This is a genomic window from Solibacillus sp. FSL R5-0449, from assembly GCF_037975215.1.
GTDB lineage: Bacteria > Bacillota > Bacilli > Bacillales_A > Planococcaceae > Solibacillus.
Window position 1 is genome coordinate 745,628 of the sequence record NZ_CP150239.1, and the last position, 21,782, is coordinate 767,409.

The 21,782-nt window shown below is 41.6% G+C and carries 14 protein-coding genes and 1 other annotated feature; of the genes, 11 read left to right on the forward strand and 3 right to left on the reverse strand.

Features of this window, described 5'->3' with window-relative positions:
• Positions 1-130: 130 nt before the first annotated feature.
• The 6 genes from addB to MKY27_RS03535 all read left to right on the forward strand — a co-directional run bounded on the left by addB (position 131) and on the right by MKY27_RS03535 (position 12,278).
• Complete coding sequence (addB, locus tag MKY27_RS03510; RefSeq protein ID WP_339197796.1) at positions 131-3,772, forward strand: helicase-exonuclease AddAB subunit AddB; 3,642 nt, start codon at positions 131-133, stop codon at positions 3,770-3,772.
• Positions 3,747-7,466, forward strand: a complete 3,720-nt coding sequence (gene addA / locus MKY27_RS03515; RefSeq protein ID WP_339197799.1) for a helicase-exonuclease AddAB subunit AddA — start codon at positions 3,747-3,749, stop codon at positions 7,464-7,466. The genes addB and addA overlap by 26 nt, the downstream gene beginning before the upstream one ends.
• Before the next feature lie 11 nt (positions 7,467-7,477).
• On the forward strand, positions 7,478-8,656 hold the full coding sequence (locus tag MKY27_RS03520; RefSeq protein ID WP_339197802.1) for a DUF418 domain-containing protein: 1,179 nt from the start codon (positions 7,478-7,480) through the stop codon (positions 8,654-8,656).
• Positions 8,657-8,795: 139 nt separating this feature from the next.
• Complete coding sequence (locus tag MKY27_RS03525) at positions 8,796-9,698, forward strand: fumarylacetoacetate hydrolase family protein (RefSeq protein ID WP_339197805.1); 903 nt, start codon at positions 8,796-8,798, stop codon at positions 9,696-9,698.
• Positions 9,699-9,897: 199 nt separating this feature from the next.
• The gene (locus MKY27_RS03530) at positions 9,898-10,266 is read left to right on the forward strand and encodes a YisL family protein (RefSeq protein ID WP_339197807.1); all 369 of its coding nucleotides are present in this window, start codon (positions 9,898-9,900) and stop codon (positions 10,264-10,266) included.
• Positions 10,267-10,826: 560 nt separating this feature from the next.
• The gene (locus MKY27_RS03535) at positions 10,827-12,278 is read left to right on the forward strand and encodes an alpha-amylase family glycosyl hydrolase (protein ID WP_339197810.1); all 1,452 of its coding nucleotides are present in this window, start codon (positions 10,827-10,829) and stop codon (positions 12,276-12,278) included.
• 53 nt (positions 12,279-12,331) lie between these two features.
• On the opposite strand, the gene MKY27_RS03540 is transcribed toward MKY27_RS03535, so the two are convergent.
• Positions 12,332-13,138, reverse strand: a complete 807-nt coding sequence (locus tag MKY27_RS03540) for a Cof-type HAD-IIB family hydrolase (protein WP_339197813.1) — start codon at positions 13,136-13,138, stop codon at positions 12,332-12,334.
• A gap of 102 nt (positions 13,139-13,240) precedes the next feature.
• On the opposite strand from MKY27_RS03540, the gene MKY27_RS03545 reads away from it, so the two are divergent.
• The 3 genes from MKY27_RS03545 (at position 13,241) to MKY27_RS03555 (ending at position 16,678) form a co-directional block, all read left to right on the forward strand.
• Positions 13,241-14,005: a prolyl oligopeptidase family serine peptidase gene (locus MKY27_RS03545; protein WP_339197815.1), complete on the forward strand. Its 765-nt coding sequence runs from the start codon at positions 13,241-13,243 to the stop codon at positions 14,003-14,005.
• Positions 14,006-14,067: 62 nt separating this feature from the next.
• The gene (locus MKY27_RS03550) at positions 14,068-14,376 is read left to right on the forward strand and encodes a metal-sulfur cluster assembly factor (protein WP_339176569.1); all 309 of its coding nucleotides are present in this window, start codon (positions 14,068-14,070) and stop codon (positions 14,374-14,376) included.
• Positions 14,377-14,548: 172 nt separating this feature from the next.
• The gene (locus tag MKY27_RS03555) at positions 14,549-16,678 is read left to right on the forward strand and encodes an AAA family ATPase (RefSeq protein WP_339197819.1); all 2,130 of its coding nucleotides are present in this window, start codon (positions 14,549-14,551) and stop codon (positions 16,676-16,678) included.
• A 302-nt stretch (positions 16,679-16,980) separates the two neighbouring features.
• On the opposite strand, the gene MKY27_RS03560 is transcribed toward MKY27_RS03555, so the two are convergent.
• Positions 16,981-17,178, reverse strand: a complete 198-nt coding sequence (locus MKY27_RS03560; protein WP_339175308.1) for a YjzD family protein — start codon at positions 17,176-17,178, stop codon at positions 16,981-16,983.
• A 456-nt stretch (positions 17,179-17,634) separates the two neighbouring features.
• On the opposite strand from MKY27_RS03560, the gene MKY27_RS03565 reads away from it, so the two are divergent.
• Together MKY27_RS03565 and fabF are read left to right on the forward strand one after the other, a co-directional pair.
• Positions 17,635-18,570 carry a beta-ketoacyl-ACP synthase III gene (locus MKY27_RS03565; RefSeq protein WP_339197822.1) on the forward strand — a complete coding sequence of 312 codons (936 nt, stop codon included), beginning with the start codon at positions 17,635-17,637 and terminating at the stop codon, positions 18,568-18,570.
• 138 nt (positions 18,571-18,708) lie between these two features.
• Positions 18,709-19,950: a beta-ketoacyl-ACP synthase II gene (fabF, locus tag MKY27_RS03570; RefSeq protein WP_339197825.1), complete on the forward strand. Its 1,242-nt coding sequence runs from the start codon at positions 18,709-18,711 to the stop codon at positions 19,948-19,950.
• Between the two features lie 244 nt (positions 19,951-20,194).
• Here the strand turns inward: fabF and trpS are convergent, their stop codons facing one another.
• Positions 20,195-21,184, reverse strand: a complete 990-nt coding sequence (gene trpS / locus MKY27_RS03575) for a tryptophan--tRNA ligase (protein ID WP_339197827.1) — start codon at positions 21,182-21,184, stop codon at positions 20,195-20,197.
• A 63-nt stretch (positions 21,185-21,247) separates the two neighbouring features.
• Positions 21,248-21,464: a binding site (T-box leader), on the reverse strand.
• Between the last annotated feature and the right edge of the window lie 318 nt (positions 21,465-21,782).

The following is a 21,782-nucleotide window of genomic DNA, read 5'->3' on the forward strand; positions in this document are numbered from 1 at the left end:
TGGAAAACTATAAGTCTTGGCTTTTTACAAATAGTGAAAAGGCAGGGCTTTTTTGTATGATTGCAATTAATGCGCGAACATGTATTCTTATATTATAATAGAAGAAAGAAATAGAAGTGAGGTGGGAATTGTGACGTTACGAGTTATAACAGGACGGGCAGGTACGGGAAAAACAACTTTGATTCACCGTGAAATTGTCGATGATTTAAAAACAAATATATTTGGACATCCGATTTTTATATTAGTTCCTGACCAAATGTCGTTTACAACGGAATATGAGCTGACAACGAATTATGACATTGAAGGAATGATGCGTGCGCAGGTTATGACATTCAAACGGCTGGCCTGGTTTGTGCTGCAAAATGAAGGCGGTATCGCCCACGAACGCATTGACGGCACAGGGTACCGCATGCTGTTACGACGTATTTTGGAAGAACATCAGGAAGAGTTCCTACTATTTAAACGAGCGGCAGGTAAACCCGGTTTTACGAAAGAAGTCGAGCAGATTTTAAAGGAATTCAGTCAATATCATATCGATGTGGAAACAATCGACCCGCTGATTGAATCATTAAAATTAAACGGTGCAAGTGAAGTACTGCTTCATAAATTGCATGATCTGAACATTATTTTAAAGCAGCTGCATGAGCGCATCGGGACGGAATATATTGATGGCGACGGCTATTTCCCGCTGTTAATTGAGCGTATTCCGAAAATGGAAAGCTTGCGCGATACCCACATCTATTTGGATGGGTTTGTTTCATTTAATGGACAGGAATTTGCCATTTTAAAAGAGCTTCTTATTTATGCAAAACGTGTCACAATGGTTCTCCCGATGGAAGAACCGCAAATGGATTTACTGGAAGGCTCGGTATTTTACAGAGCTGCGATGACGTACGATAAACTAAAGAATGAGCTGCAAAAATTACGATTCGAACGAGGAATTGATATTGAAGAGGAGCCGCGCGTTCATTTAGAAGTAAACTACCGTGCGACAAATCGGGACTTGCTGCATATTGAACATTGCTTCGACAAAATTACGGATACACCAGTCGAATCATCGGGACATGCGAAAATATTGGAAGGTGTAAACCCGCGCGCAGAAGTGCAAGGTATTGCCCAGGAAATTAAACAGCTCGTTTTGGAGAAGGGGCTGCGCTATAAAGATATCGGGATAATGTACCGCCAGGCGGATGTATATGATGCGATTATCGGCACGACCTTTACCCAATACGAAATCCCGTTTTTCTCAAACGAGAAGCGGGCGATGCTTTATCATCCGCTGATCGAATTCAGTCGATCCGTACTGGAGATTATTACGACAAACTGGAAATACGAGCCGGTTTTCAGAAGCATTAAGACCGATCTGTTTTTCCCTTACGGAGCCAATTTAGTTGCAATGCGCGACAGAGCGGATATTTTGGAAAACTTCGTCATCGCAAAAGGAATTGTCCATGACCGCTGGATGAAAGATGAAGTATGGCATTATCGCCGTTTTAAATCACTGGAAAAAGTAAATGCGGTTCAGACAGAAGACGAGCTGGAGCATGAGCAACTTTTAAAATCGGTGCGTGACCTAATCCGGGAGCCGGTAATGGCATTGCAGAACCGGTTGAAAGGTAAAAAAACAGGCCGTGAAATTGTAGTGGCACTGTATGAGTTTATGGAGCAGCTTGATATTTATAAGAAACTGCTGAAAATGCAGGAGCAGGAAGAGCAGGCCGATTCACTCCATCAGTCATTGGAGCATGAACAGGCTTGGAATGGCTGGATTCATATTTTGGAGCAGTTTGACCTGATGTTCGGCGATAAAATTATGCCGTTGGAAGAAGCAGCACAAATTTTGGATGAAGGCTTTGAAACGCTTGAGTTTGCAAGTGTGCCGCCGACATTGGATGAAGTGACCGTTTCGACTGTCGAGTTTGCCCGTTTTGACAATAAAAAGGCGATTTTCGTCATCGGTGTTAATGATGGGGTATACCCGATGCGTATGGAAGCGGGAGGATTGCTGTCTGATGACGAGCGTGAAACATTTGAGAAAATCGATGTGGAATTGGCACCAGGTATAAAAAGCAGACTTCTTCAGGAAAGTTTCCTGTTTTACCGTGCAATTTCTTCATCGACACAATATTTATATATTACGTATGCAAATGCAGACGAGGAAAGTAAAAGTAAGCTTCCATCGCTTTATATTAACCGCCTGCACGGCATGTTCGAGATTACCGAAAACCGGGGCACACCCGAGGAAAAAACAGTTCGCACACTGCCGCATCGTCAAATTGCGATGGACCCGCTTGATGAACTCCAAAAAGATCATGTGCTCAATTATTTACAGCATCCGTCACCGGCAATCGGCTTCTTAATGACCCAGCTGAAGCAGGCGCAGCACGAGCGACGTCCGCTTACGGAAGAATGGGCGGCGTTAAAAGCATTTTACGAACGGGAACAGCGCTGGAAAGATGTGCTGAATGTCGTGGAAAAACCTTTATACACGACGAATGAAGCAGAACCGCTAACGGAAGACATAGCGACAGCATTGTATGGGGAAGACTTTTTGGCAAGTGTATCGCGTATTGAACGCTTTTACAGCTGTCCGTATTCACATTTTGTGTCCTATGGGCTGAAACTGCAGGAACGGACGGAATTCAAGCTGGAAACATTTGCGATGGGGGATCTGTTCCATGAGGCAATCCGGACGATTTTATCCGAGAAAGAGTCCTCGATTCCGCTTACGACATATGTAGCATGCTATAAAAAGGCGGATGAAACGATTTCTAAACTGGCGGATTACTTCTCGTACAGTATTTTAAAAAGCAGTCACCGCTTTGAATATATTAAAACGAAACTTGTGAAAATCGTGGCACGTACAATTTATGCGCTTATTAATCAAAGTGAGCTGTCGAAGTTCAAAGCGATTGCCCATGAAAAGCCGTTTGGGAAACGCGACGACAAAAATACGGAACAGGATGACCGCAATCCGCTGGAAGCACTGAAAATCGATCTGGAACATAACAGGAAAATGTATGTGCGCGGGCAGATTGACCGGATCGATGCATATAAAGATGCGGAAAATCTGTATTTGCGTGTTATTGATTATAAATCAAGCGGCCGCAAACTTGATTTTACCGAAGTATATAACGGGATCTCGCTGCAGCTGCTGACGTATTTAGATGTAGCAATGAAAAATATCCCGATAATCGCACGTGAAGGGAAGTTCATTCAGGATTTATCGGAACTGGAGAATATTATTGTCCAGGCTGCCGGGATGTTCTATCTGCATGTGCACAATCCGCTAATTCCGACAGAGGACTATGAGCAGTATGATCGTGTGGAAAGTATGCGTCAGGAGAAGTTCAAGTTAAGCGGCTATATGGTGAAAGATGTGGAAGTGGCGCAACTGATGGACAAGTCACTTGAGCCGAGTAAAACATCCATTATCGTACCAGCGGCGTTTAAAAGCGGAGAGAATCCGGAATTCAACAGCCGTTCCTCAAAAGTGATTGAACAGGAACAGATGGAAAACTTGCAGGAATTTGTACACTATAAATTCCGTCAGGCGGGCAATGAAATTTACCGAGGAAATACGGAAATTAAGCCATACAGCTTAGGTAATCAAAAGGCTTGTACGTATTGCAGTTTTAAATCAGTTTGCCAGTTCGACCAGTCGGAAACAGGCAACAGTTTCAATGAAATTAAGAAACAGCCGGAACAGGAAGTATTTGAAAACATTAAAAAGGTGGTATGTGCAGATGACAATTCCAGCGAAGCCGAGTGATGTTCAATGGACAGATGTGCAGTGGAAAGCCATCTACGCATCCGGCCATGACATATTAGTATCGGCAGCGGCCGGTTCAGGGAAAACAGCGGTATTGATCGAGCGACTGATCCAAAAGATATTGGCGCCTGAAGATAAGCGGATTGATGTGGATGAGCTGCTCGTTGTAACGTTTACAAATGCATCGGCTGCGGAAATGCGCAACCGGATGGCGGAAGCGCTTGAAAAGGAACTTGCCCAAAATCCGAGCAACCATTTTCTGCGCCGTCAGTTAAGTTTATTGAACAAAGCGCAAATCTCAACACTGCATTCTTTCTGCTTATCAATTTGCCGTGAATATGCATACACGATTGATCTGGACCCGGGTTTCCGTTTGGCAAGTACAGAAGAAGCTTCGTTATTGCAAGATGACGTACTGATGGATGTGCTTGAAAAGGCATACCGGGGTGATATGGGAACATTGTTCACGAAAGAGGAGCTTTACACATTAGTCGACAGCTTTGCCTCTGACCGCAGTGACCAGGCAATTGAACTGTTGCTGCAGGAAATGTATAAAGTGTCGCGTGTTCAGCCAAACCCGTATGAATGGCTGCGCGCATTGCCGGAGAAATACGATATCGATCCGGAAAGTCCGATTGATGAGTTGGGTATTGCGAAGGAAGTGCGTCCGTTTATAATCGGGAGTCTGAAAGAAATTGCCACACGGCTTGAAAAAGGATTGCAAATCGTGACCGTTACACCTGCTTTAGAGAAAAACAAGCCATTGTTTGAAGCGGAATATACAGGGGTTAAGCATGTACTTGAAGCGATGGAGGAAGGTTCATGGGAACAGGCATATGAGCTGATCCCTGCAGTTGAGTTCGGTCGGATCAAGCCTTTGACGAAAAAGGATACAGAGGAAGATAAGCAAACTTATGCGGTAGCGAAAAATCATCGTGATACGGCAAAAGAAATGCTTACGGATTTAAAGGAAACATTTTTTGCGCGTCATCCTAAGTTGTATGTTCAGGAAATGGCGGCGACAAAGCCGATTTTGGAAACACTCGTGAAACTGACGATTGAATACAGTGAAGCGTTTAAAAAAGCGAAGCAAGAGCGCGGCCTGCTTGATTTTTCGGATTTGGAGCATTATGCGCTGGAGATTTTGACAGATGAAGAAAGCACGTCAAATCCACCCCAGCCGTCCGATGTGGCATTGAATTTCCAGAAGCGTTTCAAAGAAGTGCTTGTCGATGAATATCAGGATGTCAATTTCTTACAGGAAACAATTTTGCAGCTTGTGAAAAACGGCGGCGAACAGGATGGGAATATGTTCATGGTCGGCGATGTGAAACAAAGTATATACGCATTCCGTCTTGCAGAACCGCGCCTTTTCCTTGATAAATATAAGCGATTTGAAGAGGACCCGTCCGGCACAGGAATGAAAATTGACTTAAATGCCAATTTCCGCAGTCGTTCGGAAGTGCTGGAAGGTACGAACTATGTATTTGAGCAAATCATGGATGAAGAAGTCGGCGAGATTGCATACGATGAACAGGCAAAACTTAAGTTCGGAGCGAGCTATGATGAGCAGCAAGTGCCGATTGAATTAGTTTTACTGGAAGGTGATTCAAAAGCGCAAATTATTCCGGGAAGTGAAGACGGTTCTGAGGAAGAAAGCATCAGCGCGGCACAACAGGAAGCACGCTACATTATTCAGCGCATCCGTGATTTAGTCGATCATGGCGGACAAGTATACAATCCGAAAACGAAATCAATGCGTCCGGTCAGCTACCGCGATATCGTCGTATTGATGCGTTCCCGTACTTGGTATACGACATTCGCAGAGGAATTTAAACTGGCGGGCCTGCCGCTCTATGCTGAAACGGATGGCGGTTATTTTGAATCGCTTGAAGTAATGATTATGATCAACACATTAAAAGTTATCGACAATCCGTATCAGGATATTCCGCTCGCTTCCGTACTGCGTGCACCGTTTATCGGGTTAACGGAAAATGAACTGGCGAAAATCCGCCTAATTAACGGGAAAGTCCCTTTTTATGAGGCATTAAAGCAGTATAAAGAAGAAGCAGCAGGTGACATGCCGATCGAAACAGAGGCAAAGCTTGATAAGTTCTTTATGATGCATCAGAAATGGCGCCAGTTCTCCCGTCATGGGGCATTGGCCGATTTAGTATGGCAAGTATATTTAGATACGAATTATTACGAAATGGTTGGGGCGATGGCGAACGGCAAGCAGCGTCAGGCGAACTTGCGGGCATTGCATGATCGTGCATTAAGCTATGAAAAATCCTCATTCCGCGGATTATTCCGCTTCCTGCGATTTATCGACCGCATGAGTTCACGCGGAGATGATTTAGGAATTGCCAAATCAACAAGTGAAGCCGATGATGTCGTCACATTACTTACAATCCACAAATCAAAAGGATTGGAATATCCAGTCGTATTTGTAGCGGGGATGAGCCGTACATTCAATACAAAAGATTTAGGCAGCCGTTATATTTTCGATCAGGATTTCGGTTTGGCGATAAAATCGGTGAATCCGGATTTAAATATCATTTCGACATCGTTACCGCACTTATATGTGAAGGAAAAAAAGCTCGCGAAAATGAAGGCAGAGGAAATGCGCGTCTTATACGTAGCGATGACCCGTGCGAAAGAGCGCCTCATTTTAGTCGGCTCGATTAAAGACTGGGAAAAGCAGAAGGAAGAATGGGCATTTTATCAGGAATTGGAGGAGACAGTGCTCCCGGCTTATATTCGTTCAAAAGCGAACAGCTATTTAAGCTGGGTCGGTCCGGCTGTTGCACGCCATAACGATTTCCTGTTTGCCAATTACGGTTATTCGAATGAAGCGGCAACAACAGAAAAATGGACAGTACGTATCATTCCGAACTATGATTACTTGCTTGCCAATGAAGCGGAAACGGTGGAACACGAAGTGGTTGAACAGACCGTGAATGAAGATCTGGTTCAGCTCTTGGCGAAACGCTTCACAACACCGTATCCCTATGCAAATGCAGTAACGAAGAAATCAAAGACATCGGTATCGGAGCAAAAACGTCTTGAAAGTTTGCAGCGTATGGAAGAAGAGCAACTTTACAATATGGAAGCGAAGCGTTATGTAAAAACCGATGTACCAAGCTTTATGCTGAAAGGGAAAAAAGAACGGAAGCTTTCGGCAACCGAAGTCGGTACAGCTGTACATGCCGCTATGCAGCATATCCCGCAGCAAGGGTTTGCATCAATTGAAGAGACGGAAAGTTATATCCAGTCGCTTGTAGAACGTAAGCTGTTGCAGCAAATTGAAGCAGATGCCGTTTCAGCGGAAAAAGTATTTGCCTTTTTCCAAACAGAGGTCGGTGAGCGTTTTAAAAAAGCGAAGCAAGTATTAAGAGAAGAGCCGTTTACACTTAGTTTGAAAGATGAGGAAGGAGATGCCCAAATTGTACAGGGTGTCATCGACTGCATTTTTGAAGATGAACACGGTAACTGGGTGCTTCTTGATTATAAGACGGATTATATCGAACAGTATTTATTAGGCGATTTTGAGAAAATTAAACAAAAAATGACAAAGTCGTACCAAATTCAATTAAACTATTATCAGCATGCTGTCCAATCAATTAAGCGCATTGAAATAAATGAACGCATTTTATATTTATACAGTATTGGACAAGAAGTGAAAATAGATTAGGGGGATTGACGGTGGATTTTCGCCCAGTAGGTACGAACGAACGTGTTGCAACACTTGATATATTGCGCGGGGTAAGTTTACTCGGCATCTTATTAGTGAATATGTTCGGATTTTATTTACCGATGCCGCATATTGCGGATTTGAGCAGCTGGTTTAATGAAGTTCAGGATATAGTACTCCAGCAGCTTTTGGATATTTATGTGCAAAGCAGCTTCTATCCGTTATTTTCTATGCTGTTCGGGTATGGATTAGCGATGCAATATATAAAAGCAAATAATACGGGGGCAGATTTTTACCGGTTTGCGCCGAAACGTTTAATTTTGTTATTTTGCATCGGGATGTTCCATGCGATTGTTATTTGGTGGGGCGATATTTTGGCAACATACGCATTTTGTGGAGTGTTTTTAATTGCACTAATTCGTATGAAGGCAAAATGGCTCCTGCTTGTGGCAGTTGCGGTGAATGCTTTGTATCATGGTTTTAACCTAAGTTTATATGTCGCGGCAGGTTTTTTTAACGCATCAACAGATAGCTTCTCTGTCGATATTGAAGCAATTCAAAGTGCTTTAACAGCATACGGTATCGGAAACTGGACGGATGCATTCATGCAGCGTCTTGATGACTTATCGATTCAGATGAGTGTCATGATGTGGATGTCGTCTCTATTTACGATATTACCCTATATGCTGTTTGGTGCGGCACTTGCCAAATGGCGTCTGATCGAGCGGGCAAAAGAAAAAATCATCATATGGGTGATTTTAGCTGTTGCTGGTATTGGCGGCGGAATTTATATGAAGAGCTTGCCGATAGCCGGTGATCAAACACTAGGCAATGAATACTTGCAAGTTTATATTGGCGGTCCGTTATTGGCGATTGGTTATATGGCGGTGATTACATTGCTGACACAATTGCCGTTCATTGTAAAACTGCTGTCGCCGATTGCAAAGGCTGGCCGTATGTCTCTTACGCTCTATCTGATGCAGTCCGTTATTTGTACGGTGCTTTTCTACAATTGGGGCTTTGGTTTATACGGGAAAGTGGATGTGCAAATGGGCATTTATATGGCGGTTGGAATTTTCGTCATCCAAGTATTAATTGCGGAAATCTACTTCTCGAAATATAAACAAGGGCCGATTGAAGCATTGCTGAAAAGATTTACTTACGGTAAACCTGCGAAACGTGAATCGTGAACAAAGAATGCGGTACTGTACAAAATTTTATGCACCGAACACTTAGTTTTACGAATTAAGTCCCTTTTTGTCAGAAAAGTAAGGTAATTGTTTATGTTTTAATGTATGATGTAAAAAAACAGAAGGAGTGCTCCACGTTATGAAATTGTTATCATTTAAAGTAAACGAACAAGTAAAGTTTGGCCCAAAAGTGAAAAAAGAAGAGGCAGTTTGGGATGTAATCGAAATCCAAAACCAACTTAATGTACTAAAAGACTTTCCGAAAACAATTATTGACGGGATTGCACATGGCTACGAATTTGTTGAGCAAGTTCGTAAATTAGTAGAGGCAGCTCAAAATCATGAAGATGGCGCTCAATTTAAACTGGCTTATTCTGATATTGAATGGCTGTCGCCAGTTCCTCGTACACCGAAAAATATTTTATGTGTTGGTAAAAATTACAGTGATCATGCCCGTGAAATGGGTGCAGAAAAGGCACCAGAACATATCGTTGTCTTTACGAAGTCGCCAACTGCAATTGCGCCGGATGAATCGACGTTACCTGTGCATGCAGATGTGACGGATTCCCTGGATTATGAAGGGGAGTTAGCTGTCGTAATCGGCAAGCGCGGAAAAAATGTTCCGAAAGCAATGGCATTTGACTATGTGTTCGGTTATACAATTGCCAATGACATTACAGCGCGTGATGCACAGGAGAAACATAAACAATTCTTCTTAGGTAAAAGTTTGGAAGGCAGCTGTCCGATGGGGCCGTATTTAGTAACGAAAGATGAAATTCCTGATCCGCATGCATTATCCATTGTGACGAAAGTTAATGGTGAAGTACGCCAAAATGGATCGACGAAAGATATGCTGTTCTCAGTTTCGGAAATTATCGAGATCGTTTCAAAATATGTAACGCTTGAGCCGGGCGATGTTATTTTAACAGGTACGCCGGCTGGGGTTGGAAAAGGGATGAACCCGCCTCAATTCTTAAAAGCAGGCGATGAAGTGAAAATTGCAATTGAAGGAATCGGGACTTTAGCAAACCGATTTGCTTAATAGTTTTATAATGACGGATTACTAGTTTCCGATATTAATAGGCAGTAGATTTTCATTGTTAAGAAAATCTGCTGCCTTTTTTGCATAGAAATTTAGCTTTTTTATGACAACTCATTGAACTTGGAAGATTCAATTGAATTTAGAGGGCTTTACATGGTAGGATATGCCTGTAGAGAAAAATAGAAGAGGTGGAAAATTCGTGGATTTTTTAACTAGTACGACACATTTGCACATTACGACTTGGGCAATCGCATTAATATTATTCTTTATTGCTGCATTATCCGGTAAAAAGTTGAAAGCAGTACACATGATCTTACGTTTAATGTATATTTTAGTAATCGTTACAGGATTGTCTTTATTCCTTGAGTGGCGCGATAAAATTCCTGAAAGCGGCATGAACTATGATATGAAAGTATTATTTGGTATCTTAGTAATCGGCTTTATGGAAATGGTATTAGTACGCAAAAGCAAAGGCAAATCTGTCAATATGTTCTGGGTACTATTCGGTATCGTTCTATTAATTACATTATACTTAGGCTTAAGCATGGGTATCGGTGTAAACTTCTAATAAAGATTGAAGCGTGTTAAAAGTTGAAGTGGCTTTTTACACGCTTTTTTGTATGGAGAAGGGTGGATTCTACTTTTACGGGGAAACGTTCTACTTATGTAGTGTTTTGTTCTACTTTAGGGGAGAGACGTTCTACTTTATAGAGGAAAGGTTCTACCTTTCCGTTTCCTCTTTCCACATTTTATCCTGAAAGTTCTAATAGCTCCGGGTGTTCTACATTCAGATGTATTCGTTCTACATTAGGTCGTGAGTATTCTACTTTGCTGGCCCAACGTTCCACATTTCACCTATAAAGTTCTACATTCCCCGCGATTTGTTCTACCTATGAGGAGAATCGTTCCACATTATTTCAAGGAAGTTCCACTTTTTCGGCTCCACGTTTTACATACAACCCTCTATTCAAAAACAACGCGCCTTCAATTTTTAGCTAGAGCAATCCCTCCATACACATTTCTGACACGTATTTGTCGAATTTCCTATAAATAACTATTTAAGGTAGCTACGTTTATATCTTTTTTGGTAAAATGACGATGGACTGTATATGAAAGAGAGGGAAATGAATGGGATTTAATAAATGGTTTCGTACATTAGCTGCGGGTGTGCTGCTTTCGACTTCATTGTCAGTTGCTGCTGTTGCAAATGCGGAAGAGCGTACGATTGCAGATGAAAGTATATATGATGTTTTAGTGGACCGTTTCTTTAACGGTACCGGTAAAAATGATGATGATACAGTAAATGCGCAAGACCCGACGATGTTTGCGGGCGGGGATTTCAATGGATTGCTGAAGAAAATCGATTATGTAGCAAATATGGGCTATACAATGCTGTCAATTGGCTCTGTATTTGAGACTGAAAAATATGATGGCTCGATGCCGACGAGCTATACAATGTTTGACCACCGTTTTGGTACAGCCGATGAATTTAAAAAAATGGTCGAGGCTTATCAAAAACGCAATGTTAAAATGATGGTGGATTTCCCGATTTCCAATGTGAGTCCAAACCATGAACTTGCAGAAAAACAAGGATTTGTGGCATCTGAAAACGATGGGAAAATCCAATGGGACTTAACGAATGAAGAAGTACAGAATGAGCTGATCAACAGTGCTGTACAATTTGTAGATACATATAAACTAGACGGGGTTCGATTGACGAATATTGAACAAGCAGATACTGCTTTTTTAAATCGCTTTATCGAGCAGTTAAAAGCAGCAGGTGCCTATGTAATTGCGAATGCAGAAAGTGACGCTGATTTTGACGCGAAATTTTATAGTGATACAGCTGCTAACTTCACGAATGCATTTAAAAATGTTGATTTAAATACAACGGTACTGGAGCCTCATATCGAGGAAATGCTATCGGGAACGCCGGTTTTATCGATGACCGATACAATCTGGTCGGACCGCTTTACATTAGCGGCAACAGAGGAAGGCATGTATCCTCCGACACGCAGCAAAATTTCCATTGCGAGCACGCTATTACTTCCTGGTGTGCCCGTCGTACAATATGGATCTGAAATTGCAATGAACGGGAAAGCCGGTGTTGAAGCGCACCAGTACTACAATTTTAAAACGGATTCGGAATTAGCCGATTATGTCGGAAAGCTTCAGTCATTGCGAAATGATTCCGATACTTTGCGTAACGGGGAATTTAAATGGCTTGAAAATGAAGACGGCTATGTTGTATTTGAACGCAAATCCGATAAGGAAACATGGATTGTTGTCATTAATAATAGTAGTAAAACAAAACGTGTGCATATTCCGGTCGCTGAGCTAGGTGAAGGAAAAGAAGTTCGCGGCATGTTCAACAGTGAAATCATCCGTGAAAATAAGGATGGCAATTATACCATTATTTTAGACCGTGAGATGGTGGAAGTGTACCAGGTGATTGAAGCGCGTGGTATTAACACATCTTACATTGTGGCACTTGGATTAGTCGTTGTGCTGTACACAGCATTTATGATAGCGATTATGAAGCGCGGAAAAAAACGCCGTGCCGAAAGTTCAGCACAATAGTAAAAAAGCCTGGAGAAGCAGACACTATGCTTTTCCAGGCTTTTTCTAGTTTATTATAGTTTTAAGCGGTCCTGCAGGAATTTCCCGATGCCGTCTTCATTGTTCGATAGCGTAATTTCATTGGCGATAGATTTCAAATCGTCGATACCGTTACTCATCGCAACGCCAACGCCGGCATATTCAATCATTTCCATGTCGTTGTCCTCATCGCCAAATGCAATGATACGATCGCGCGGAATGCCCATTTCTTTTGCAATATAGTCGATGCCTACTGCTTTACTTAACCCTTTATGAACAATTTCAATAATCGGGAATGGCGCTCCCCAACGGCGATGCTCAATCAGTTCAGCATGAACATCCTGTAAATGTTGGCGGATGATCGGTGTATTTACATCATCGGCTTGAATAAGCAAACTTGTCGGGTCTTCCTTTAATATATCTTTTAGATCGCCGGTTAAAATATTCGGGTTGCCCATATGCAGCAACTGAAGCACACCTTCATCTTCACGATGGAGATATACGTCATCCATCACTTCGGCGATTAAGTTGTCATATTCATATTTATGAACGGATTCTACAACATCGTGGACTACACTCAAATCCACTGTTGTATGAATGGGTTTCCACATGGGATTTTTAGGATGGTGAATGAGGGCTCCGTTGAAATTGACAATCGGAGTTGTTAAACTCAGCTCCTGATAATAAAGCTGACTCGCACGATACGGACGTCCTGTCGCAATCATCACCTGATGACCAGCTTCTTTTGCTTTAAACAAAGTTTCCTTTGTCAGCGCAGAAATCTTTTTCTCGTCCGTCAATAAAGTGCCGTCTAAATCTAATACAATTAAATGTTCGTTCATAAGAGTAAGCCTCCTTTAGCCTGGGTATAATTGTAACGTGCAAAAATAGCATTCGTCAAAGTTTTGAAACATCGACCAATTTTTGCTAATGTAAACAAAGAGGTGAGAAATTTGATAGTAGATCAAGAACAATGGAAGTCCATTCCATTACTGCATGTATATGATGAAACGATGGATGAGCAAACACCGGTCGTTATTTTTCTTCATGGTTTTATGAGCGCAAAGGAACATAATTTACATTACGCTTATCAGTTTGTGCAACGAGGTGTACGTGTTATACTGCCGGATGCATTAATGCATGGTGAGCGTTCAAATGAATTGACGGAAGACCAGATGAACTTTAACTTCTGGAAAATTGTATTAAAGTCAGTGGAAGAAGTACATACTATTTATGAAGAATTGAAGCTGAAAAACTTGGCAGGAAATAAGGTTGGCATTGCCGGAACTTCAATGGGCGGCATCGTAACATCGGGTTGTTTAGCAATCTATCCATGGATTGAAACAGCAGGTATTTGCATGGGAACGACAAGCTACACGAAACTGGCACTCCATCAAGTAGAGGATTTAAAGCAAAAAGGCGTAACATTCCCGCTATCCGAAGAACAGCAATCTGGCCTGATTCAAATGCTGCAAAAATTCGATATGGAGCAGCATGAGGAATTATGGGCGAACAAACCGATTATTTTCTGGCATGGGGAGCGTGATACGGTCGTTCCTTATCATATGAGCCGAGATTATATTGAACAACTGGAAAAAGAAAAAAAAGCAGAACATATTACTTATTTGGCAGAACGAAAAGCTGGGCATGCGGTATCAAGAAACGGGATTTTGCAAGTCACGCATTTTATGGCGCATTGTTTGGCATAAAGCATACGTTCTGCTATGATAAACAATAACACCAAGGCGAAAGGGGAAATTTAAAAATGGCAATTGATCACGATATGAAAGAAAGTATGTTAGGTGCATTGGAAAACGTAATTGACCCTGAGTTAGGCATTGATATCGTCAACTTAGGTTTAGTATATGAAGTGGATTTAACAGACGAGGGCTTAGCAACTGTTACAATGACATTAACATCAATGGGCTGTCCGCTTGCACCGGTTATCGTTGACCAAGTAACAACGGCACTTAGCGAATTACCGGAAATTAAAGAAGTAAAAGTTGATATCGTATGGCAACCGGCATGGTCTAAAGACAATATGTCCCGTTATGCAAAAATGGCATTAGGCATTCGTTAATAAGAAGTGAATAAATAAATTGAAATTCGGTCATTTTGCATATAGGCAAAGTGATCGATTTTTTTTAGAACTTTTACGAAGAAAACAGGGCGTAATTATTTGTTGTTTGACCATCTTTGACTTATAATTAAATTAATCAAAAAAGGTCAAACTAAAGGAAAGGGTGCACTCAATGCAATTTAACCAAACACAAGATAATCGTCCGCCATTAGAACAATTTGGACGCAACTTAATTGAACAAGTAAAAAACGGTAAGATGGATCCGGTTATTGGACGAGATGAGGAAATCCGGAACGTCATTCGTATTCTGTCACGTAAAACAAAAAACAACCCTGTCCTCATCGGTGAGCCGGGTGTTGGTAAAACAGCAATCGTCGAAGGGCTGGCACAACGAATTGTTAGACAGGACGTTCCGGAAGGATTGAAGGATGCGGAGCTTTATGAACTGGATATGAGCGCACTGATTGCAGGGGCATCGTATCGCGGGCAGTTTGAAGAGCGGCTGAAATCTGTTTTGAAGCAAGTGAAGGAATCCGATGGGCGAATCATTTTATTCATCGATGAAATCCATACAATTGTCGGTGCAGGGAAAACGGACGGAGCAATGGATGCGGGAAATATGCTGAAACCAATGCTTGCACGTGGTGAACTGCATTGTATTGGAGCAACAACATTGGATGAATACCGTATGTATATTGAGAAAGATCCTGCATTGGAACGCCGCTTCCAGCAAGTAATGGTGCGAGAACCTTCTATTGAAGATACGGTTTCTATTTTACGCGGAATAAAAGACCGTTTTGAAGAACATCACCGTGGTGTTCGCATACATGACCGTGCGATTATTGCAGCGGCTCAACTGGCAAACCGTTACATTACCGACCGCTTTTTACCGGATAAAGCAATTGATCTTGTCGATGAAGCATGTGCAATGATCCGCATTGAAATCGATTCAATGCCGCAGGAACTGGATCAGTTAACACGCCGCCTGACACAGCTTAAAATTGAGCAGCAGGCACTGAAAAAAGAAAAAGACGATGCGAGTAAAAAACGTCTGGAAATGATTACAGATGAAATAGATACATTGGAAGTATCGATTAAGTCAATGAAGGAACAGTGGGAACTCGAGAAAAACGGCCTGCAAATCGTTCGTGACAAAAAAGATGAACTGAAAAAAATGGAAGCCGAGCGCGATGACTTATTTATTTCCGGCAGTAATTTAGCGCGGGCAAGTGAGCTTCAATACAGTAAAATACCACAGCTTGAAAAGGAAATCGCCGAACTGGAACTGCAGCTGAAACAGTCGGAAGGGAACCGGATGCTGCGTGAAGAGGTAACCGAAGAAGAAATCGCTAAAATAATTTCACGCTGGACAGGTATTCCGGTAACGAAACTTGTTGAAGGTGAACGTGAAAAACTGCTCCGTTTAAAAGATACGCTGCATGAACGGGTAGTTGGTCAGGACGATGCGGTAACTTATGTGACGGAAGCCGTTTGGCGTGCGCGTTCCGGTATTAAAGACCCGAATAAGCCGATCGGAAGCTTCCTGTTCCTCGGTCCAACAGGTGTCGGGAAAACGGAACTGGCAAAAGCATTGGCGGCACAACTGTTCGATTCAGAAGACCATTTTATCCGCATTGATATGAGCGAGTATATGGAGAAACATTCTGTATCACGGCTAGTCGGAGCTCCTCCAGGCTATATTGGCTATGAAGAAGGCGGTCAGCTGACAGAAGCGGTTCGCCGTAATCCATATTCTGTTGTTCTGCTGGATGAAATCGAAAAGGCGCATCCGGATGTTGCGAATATTTTACTGCAAGTACTTGATGATGGCCGTATTACCGATAGCCAAGGACGGATCGTCAACTTTACGAATACCGTTATCATCTTGACATCCAATATCGGCTCACAGTTTTTACTGGAAGCGTCAGAAGAAGTGGAACAGCTTGTCCAAGCGGCATTGCGCCAGCACTTTAAGCCGGAGTTGTTAAACCGGATGGATGATATTATTATGTTCCATGCATTATCGAATGAGCACTTCCATAAAATTGCCTGGAAATATGTAAAACAGCTTCAAGATCGGGTCGCAGAACAGGAAATTACATTGTCTGTTGATGGGGAAGTGGTAGACTGGATTGTGAAGCACGGAATTGATCCGCAGTTTGGTGCACGTCCGCTTAAACGCTTCGTCCAACGCCATTTGGAAACAATTGTTGCCCGTGAGCTGTTAAAAGGTGAAGTTACAGCGGGCGGAAGCTTATCGATTAAACTGGAAAATGAAGAGTTAGTCATAAAAACAAATTAAGTGTGATGAAAGCTTGTACGTGAATGCGTACAAGCTTTTTTGCGTGGGATGTTCTAATAAAGCTGAATGATGTTCTAATAAAAATGAAAAAGTTCCAATAAAAGACGGAAGTTCTAATATAAATGCCCTTTATTCTAATAAGCAGTGCAACTGTTCAAATAAACGGGTCGATTTGTCTAAAAAGATATACAAACCTTCTAAAATAAGTTAAAAGTCTTCTATTAAAATTCGCGCACCTTCAAAATAGGCGAAAATAACAAGGGGCTGTCCATTAGTTTTACCGGACAGCCCCTTGTTATCTATTAGTGATGCTCTGCTTCTGTTTCTGGAGTTGATTCGTTTGGAATGATTGCAGCGATAATAATAACTAATACGCTGAATACTAATGATACGATTACGCCATTCATGAAGTTAAAATCTACACTTAATACAGAACTTACTACATAGTTTAGCATTGAAACTAATAAGAATGACCAAAAGAACGTAATGATATATTGCATCAAATTCACCTCATTGAACTTATTTATAACGTTATTGTGAAATTACATCTTCAATATCATACCACAAGCATTCATCAAATTAAAAGGGCGAATCAAATTATTCTTGAAGTTGTCATAAATGCTTGTTTTTATTGCTTTTTTAAGTAGGAATTAACAAGGGAAATGGGAAAATTAGCTGGAAGCTGTATGTCTAATATTTGAACGATTTTGTCCATTTGTTCTTTAACATTAAATGTAAGAAACGAACCGAAAAAACTTCATCAGCCATTTAATTTCATGAAGATGTGTTAACAAATAGTATAGCCATTTTATTCGAACAAAAAACATGTATAAATCCCTAATCCCTCGTTTTCCAGAAATTTTAATTGTGTTCAAAATAATTATGCTCTATAATTAGTACCAACTACTAATAATTAGTTATATTTTTTGAGTGATGAAAAACAAGGGGGCTATTATATGAATGCCGGTATTATAGGGATGGGGAAATATGTTCCGGAAAAAGCTATAGCAAATAAAGATTTTGAAAAAGTATTGGATACATCAGATGAGTGGATTCGTTCTCGTACAGGAATTGAAAACCGTTTTATCGCCGAGAATGAAGAAACATCGGATTTAGCATATAAAGCAGCAGTGCAAGCGATCGAAAATGCAGGGATTACACCGGATCAAATCGGCCTTATCATCGTTGCAACAGTTACACAGGATCAGAATTTCCCGGGTGTGGCGTGCCAAATTCAAGAGCGACTTGGAATTTCGGGATGTGGTGCGATGGACGTGTCCGCTGCGTGCTCAGGATTTATTTATGGAACGGCCATTGCAAAACAATTTATTGAGAGTAATAGCTATGAATATATATTAGTAGTAGGTGTTGAAAAACTGTCGAAAATTGTGGATTGGGATGACCGCAACACAGCTGTTCTATTTGGAGATGGCGCAAGTGCGGCGATTCTCGGCAAAGTTTCGGAAGGGCGCGGAATTTTATCGTTCGAACTTGGAGCTGACGGAACAGGTGGAAAGCATCTTTATTTAAATCCTGAAAATCATATTACAATGAACGGTCGTGAAGTATTTAAATTTGCTGTTCGTCAAATGGGCGAATCTGCCGTAAATGTACTCGAAAAGGCTGGCCTGACGAAGGAAGATGTCGATTATTTAGTACCGCATCAGGCGAACATCCGCATTATGGAAGCCGCAAGAGAACGTCTAGAATTACCAGAGGAAAAAATGTCGAAAACAATCCAGAAATACGGGAATACATCTGCCGCTTCAATCGGTATTTCAATCGTAGAAGATTTGGAATCAGGGAAAATCAAAGATGATGATATCGTTGTTTTGGTAGGTTTCGGCGGAGGCCTTACATGGGGCGCACTTGCGTTAAAGTGGGGTAAATAAGAACGTGAATGTGGGGGAAAGAACGAATACTAAAATCGTCACGTCCTGTGGCAATGAATTCGTGTCCTGCCCCCCGACCGGAATTGAAAATAAACCTTTAAATAGGAAAGAACTTAACTTAGAAAAGGGTGTTAAATAATGGAGAAAAGAAGAGTTGTTGTTACAGGAATCGGTGCAGTATCGCCAGTAGGAAACAGTGCAGAGCAAGCATGGGAAAATGTAATTGCAGGCAAGTCTGGTATTGGACCATTAACACGTGTGGATGTGAGTAAATTTCCAGTTTCTGTAGCTGCAGAAGTAAGAGATTTTAATATAGAAGATTATATCGAGAAGAAAGAAGCACGCAAAATGGACCGCTTTACACATTATGCGATCGCTGCTTCTATGATGGCCGCAAAAGATGCCAACTTGACGATTACTGAAGAAATGGCGCCGCGTGTAGGTGTATGGATCGGTTCAGGTATCGGCGGAATGGAAACACATGAACAGCAGTTTTTAACTTTCCAGGAACGCGGTGTACGCCGTGTAAGTCCATTTTTCGTACCGATGATGATTCCGGATATGGCTTCTGGACAAGTTTCGATTTATCTTGGTGCAAAAGGGGTAAACTCTTGTTCCGTAACAGCATGTGCATCGGGAACAAACTCTATTGGTGACGCATTTAAAGTAATTGAGCGTGGCGACGCGGATGTCATGATTACAGGTGGAGCAGAGGCACCAATCGTCACAATGGCGGTAGCAGGCTTTTGTGCAAACACAGCGTTATCGCTGAATTCGGATACTGCAACTGCATCACGTCCATTCGATAAAAACCGTGACGGCTTCGTTATTGGCGAAGGTGCTGGGATTTTAATTCTGGAAGAGTATGAACATGCAAAAGCGCGCGGTGCAAAAATTTACGGCGAGGTTGTTGGGTATGGTTCGACAGGGGATGCCCACCATATTACAGCACCGGCTCCAAACGGTGAAGGTGCAGCACGTGCAATGCAAATGGCAATCGATGATGCACAAGTATCACCTGACCGAGTGGGTTATATTAATGCACACGGTACGAGTACACCATATAATGACTTATTTGAAACACAGGCAGTTAAAACTGTGTTTGGTGACCATGCCTATAAGTTGGCGATGAGCTCAACGAAAAGTATGACTGGCCATTTATTAGGGGCAGCGGGTGGTATTGAAGCGATCTTCACGGTACTAGCATTGAAGGAAGGTATTTTGCCGCCAACTATGAATTTACATGAACCGGATCCGGAATGTGATCTGGACTATGTACCAAATGCCGCAAGAAAAGCAGAAGTAGAATATGCGTTAAGCAACTCACTTGGTTTCGGCGGACATAATGCTTGTTTACTATTCAAAAAATTTACAGATTAATAATAATAAAAAACGAACGTGCTTCTTCTATCGCACGTTCGTTTTTCGTATAGTTGTACGAAGGATGGTGTTTTGACACGTTTCGTACTTTTTTTATTTTTTTATGGGCTCAGTGTCATGTCGATCAGTAATATGATTTTGTACTTGAATTACCGCACGCTCGGTTATTCATGGCATGCTGTATTAATGTACATTGTACATGGAGCAGAGTTGTATATGCTGCTTGTTGCGATAGGTGGTATGATTAGCGTCGTTTACGGCCTAAGCCCATCGCGTTCTCCATTTTCTTGAGAGTTTTAGAGGCAATGGCATTCGCTTTTACTGCACCCTCATCCAAAATTTTATCAAGTTCCGGTGAGTCAATCAGTGCATAATAGCGTTCCTGAATTGGTGTTAAGTGGTCGATAACAGCCTGTGCTACTCCAGCTTTAAAATCACCATAGCCTTTGCCTTCATACTTCGCTTCCAAATCTGCAATTGCTGTTCCGGATAAGGCAGATTCAATGATAAGCAAGTTTGATACACCCGGTTTGTTTTCAATATCGAATTTAACGATTCCCTCAGAATCCGTTACAGCCGATTTGATTTTCTTTTCGATTTCTTTAGCTGTATCAAGCAGGCGGATCGTCGCTTTAGAGTTTGTATCCGATTTTGACATTTTTTTCGTTGGTTCCTGCAATGATTTGATCCGGGCGCCTTCTTTCGGCAATTGAATATCAGGAATCGTTAAAACATCATTGTAGCGCTTATTAAATCGCTCAGCCAAATCGCGCGTTAATTCAATATGCTGCTTTTGGTCTTCGCCAACCGGTACGATATCTGTATTGTACAGAAGAATATCGGCAGCCATTAACGGCGGGTATGTTAAAAGTGCGGCAGAAACGGATTCTTTACCTGTTGATTTGTCTTTGAATTGTGTCATACGTTCCAATTCGCCGATTGATGCGACACATTGCAGCATCCAGCCGGCTTGTGCGTGGGCAGGGACTTCTGACTGTATAAATAAGACCGATTTTTTCGGGTCAATGCCACATGCAATATACATTGCAGCCAATGAGCGAATGTTTTTACGAAGCTCCAGGCGATCCTGTGGCACAGTAATGGCATGCTGATCCACGATGCAATAAATGGCGTTATTGTCTTCCTGTAGCGCTGGGAATTGTTTGATGGCTCCGATATAGTTCCCTAATGTAATAGTTCCTGTTGGTTGTACACCTGAAAAGATTGTTTTCATTGGGTGTTCCTCCTTCAAATCAAATGAAAATAAAAAAACATCATGCGTCCTCTATTCGAAAATAGAAGGGACGAATGATGTTAAAATCCGCGGTACCACCCAGCTTGCCTTAATTGGCCACTTTGCTTCGTAACGTGAAGGCGACGAGCTGGACTACTAATAGAAACGTTCATCAAGCTAACTCGGAAGTCCATTCCATTTAACGAATGATCTGTTTGCACCAACCACAGACTCTCTAGGCATTCTTATTAAATGTACTACTCTTCGTCATCGTTTTTCATAATCTTGAAAGGATTATAACGTAACTCATGAAAAGAAAGCAATTGTTTTATTTAAAGAAAAAGGAATAAAATGAATTGGAAATGGAAATAGTAGTAAATAGTTAATTATCGCGCCATATTATCTGATTTTTTTCTCAATTAAGATTTGATAATTGAGAAAAAACTTCGGAAATCTATACGTTTTATTTTACTATTTTATGGGTAAAATTTGTTATGGCACAAAATTATAAAAAAGGTGCTTATTAGAGAGAAATACGTAATAAAATTTATTACGTAACTTGAATTATTTATTGACAATGTATATTCAAACATGGGTT

Coding starts and splice junctions, on each gene's coding strand:
- addA (WP_339197799.1), top strand. CDS start 3,747: ATGACAATTCCAGCGAAGCCGAGTGATGTTCAATGGACAGATGTGCAG.
- MKY27_RS03525 (WP_339197805.1), top strand. CDS start 8,796: ATGAAATTGTTATCATTTAAAGTAAACGAACAAGTAAAGTTTGGCCCA.
- MKY27_RS03535 (WP_339197810.1), top strand. CDS start 10,827: ATGGGATTTAATAAATGGTTTCGTACATTAGCTGCGGGTGTGCTGCTT.
- MKY27_RS03540 (WP_339197813.1), bottom strand. CDS start 13,138: ATGAACGAACATTTAATTGTATTAGATTTAGACGGCACTTTATTGACG.
- MKY27_RS03555 (WP_339197819.1), top strand. CDS start 14,549: ATGCAATTTAACCAAACACAAGATAATCGTCCGCCATTAGAACAATTT.
- MKY27_RS03560 (WP_339175308.1), bottom strand. CDS start 17,178: ATGCAATATATCATTACGTTCTTTTGGTCATTCTTATTAGTTTCAATG.
- MKY27_RS03565 (WP_339197822.1), top strand. CDS start 17,635: ATGAATGCCGGTATTATAGGGATGGGGAAATATGTTCCGGAAAAAGCT.
- fabF (WP_339197825.1), top strand. CDS start 18,709: ATGGAGAAAAGAAGAGTTGTTGTTACAGGAATCGGTGCAGTATCGCCA.
- trpS (WP_339197827.1), bottom strand. CDS start 21,184: ATGAAAACAATCTTTTCAGGTGTACAACCAACAGGAACTATTACATTA.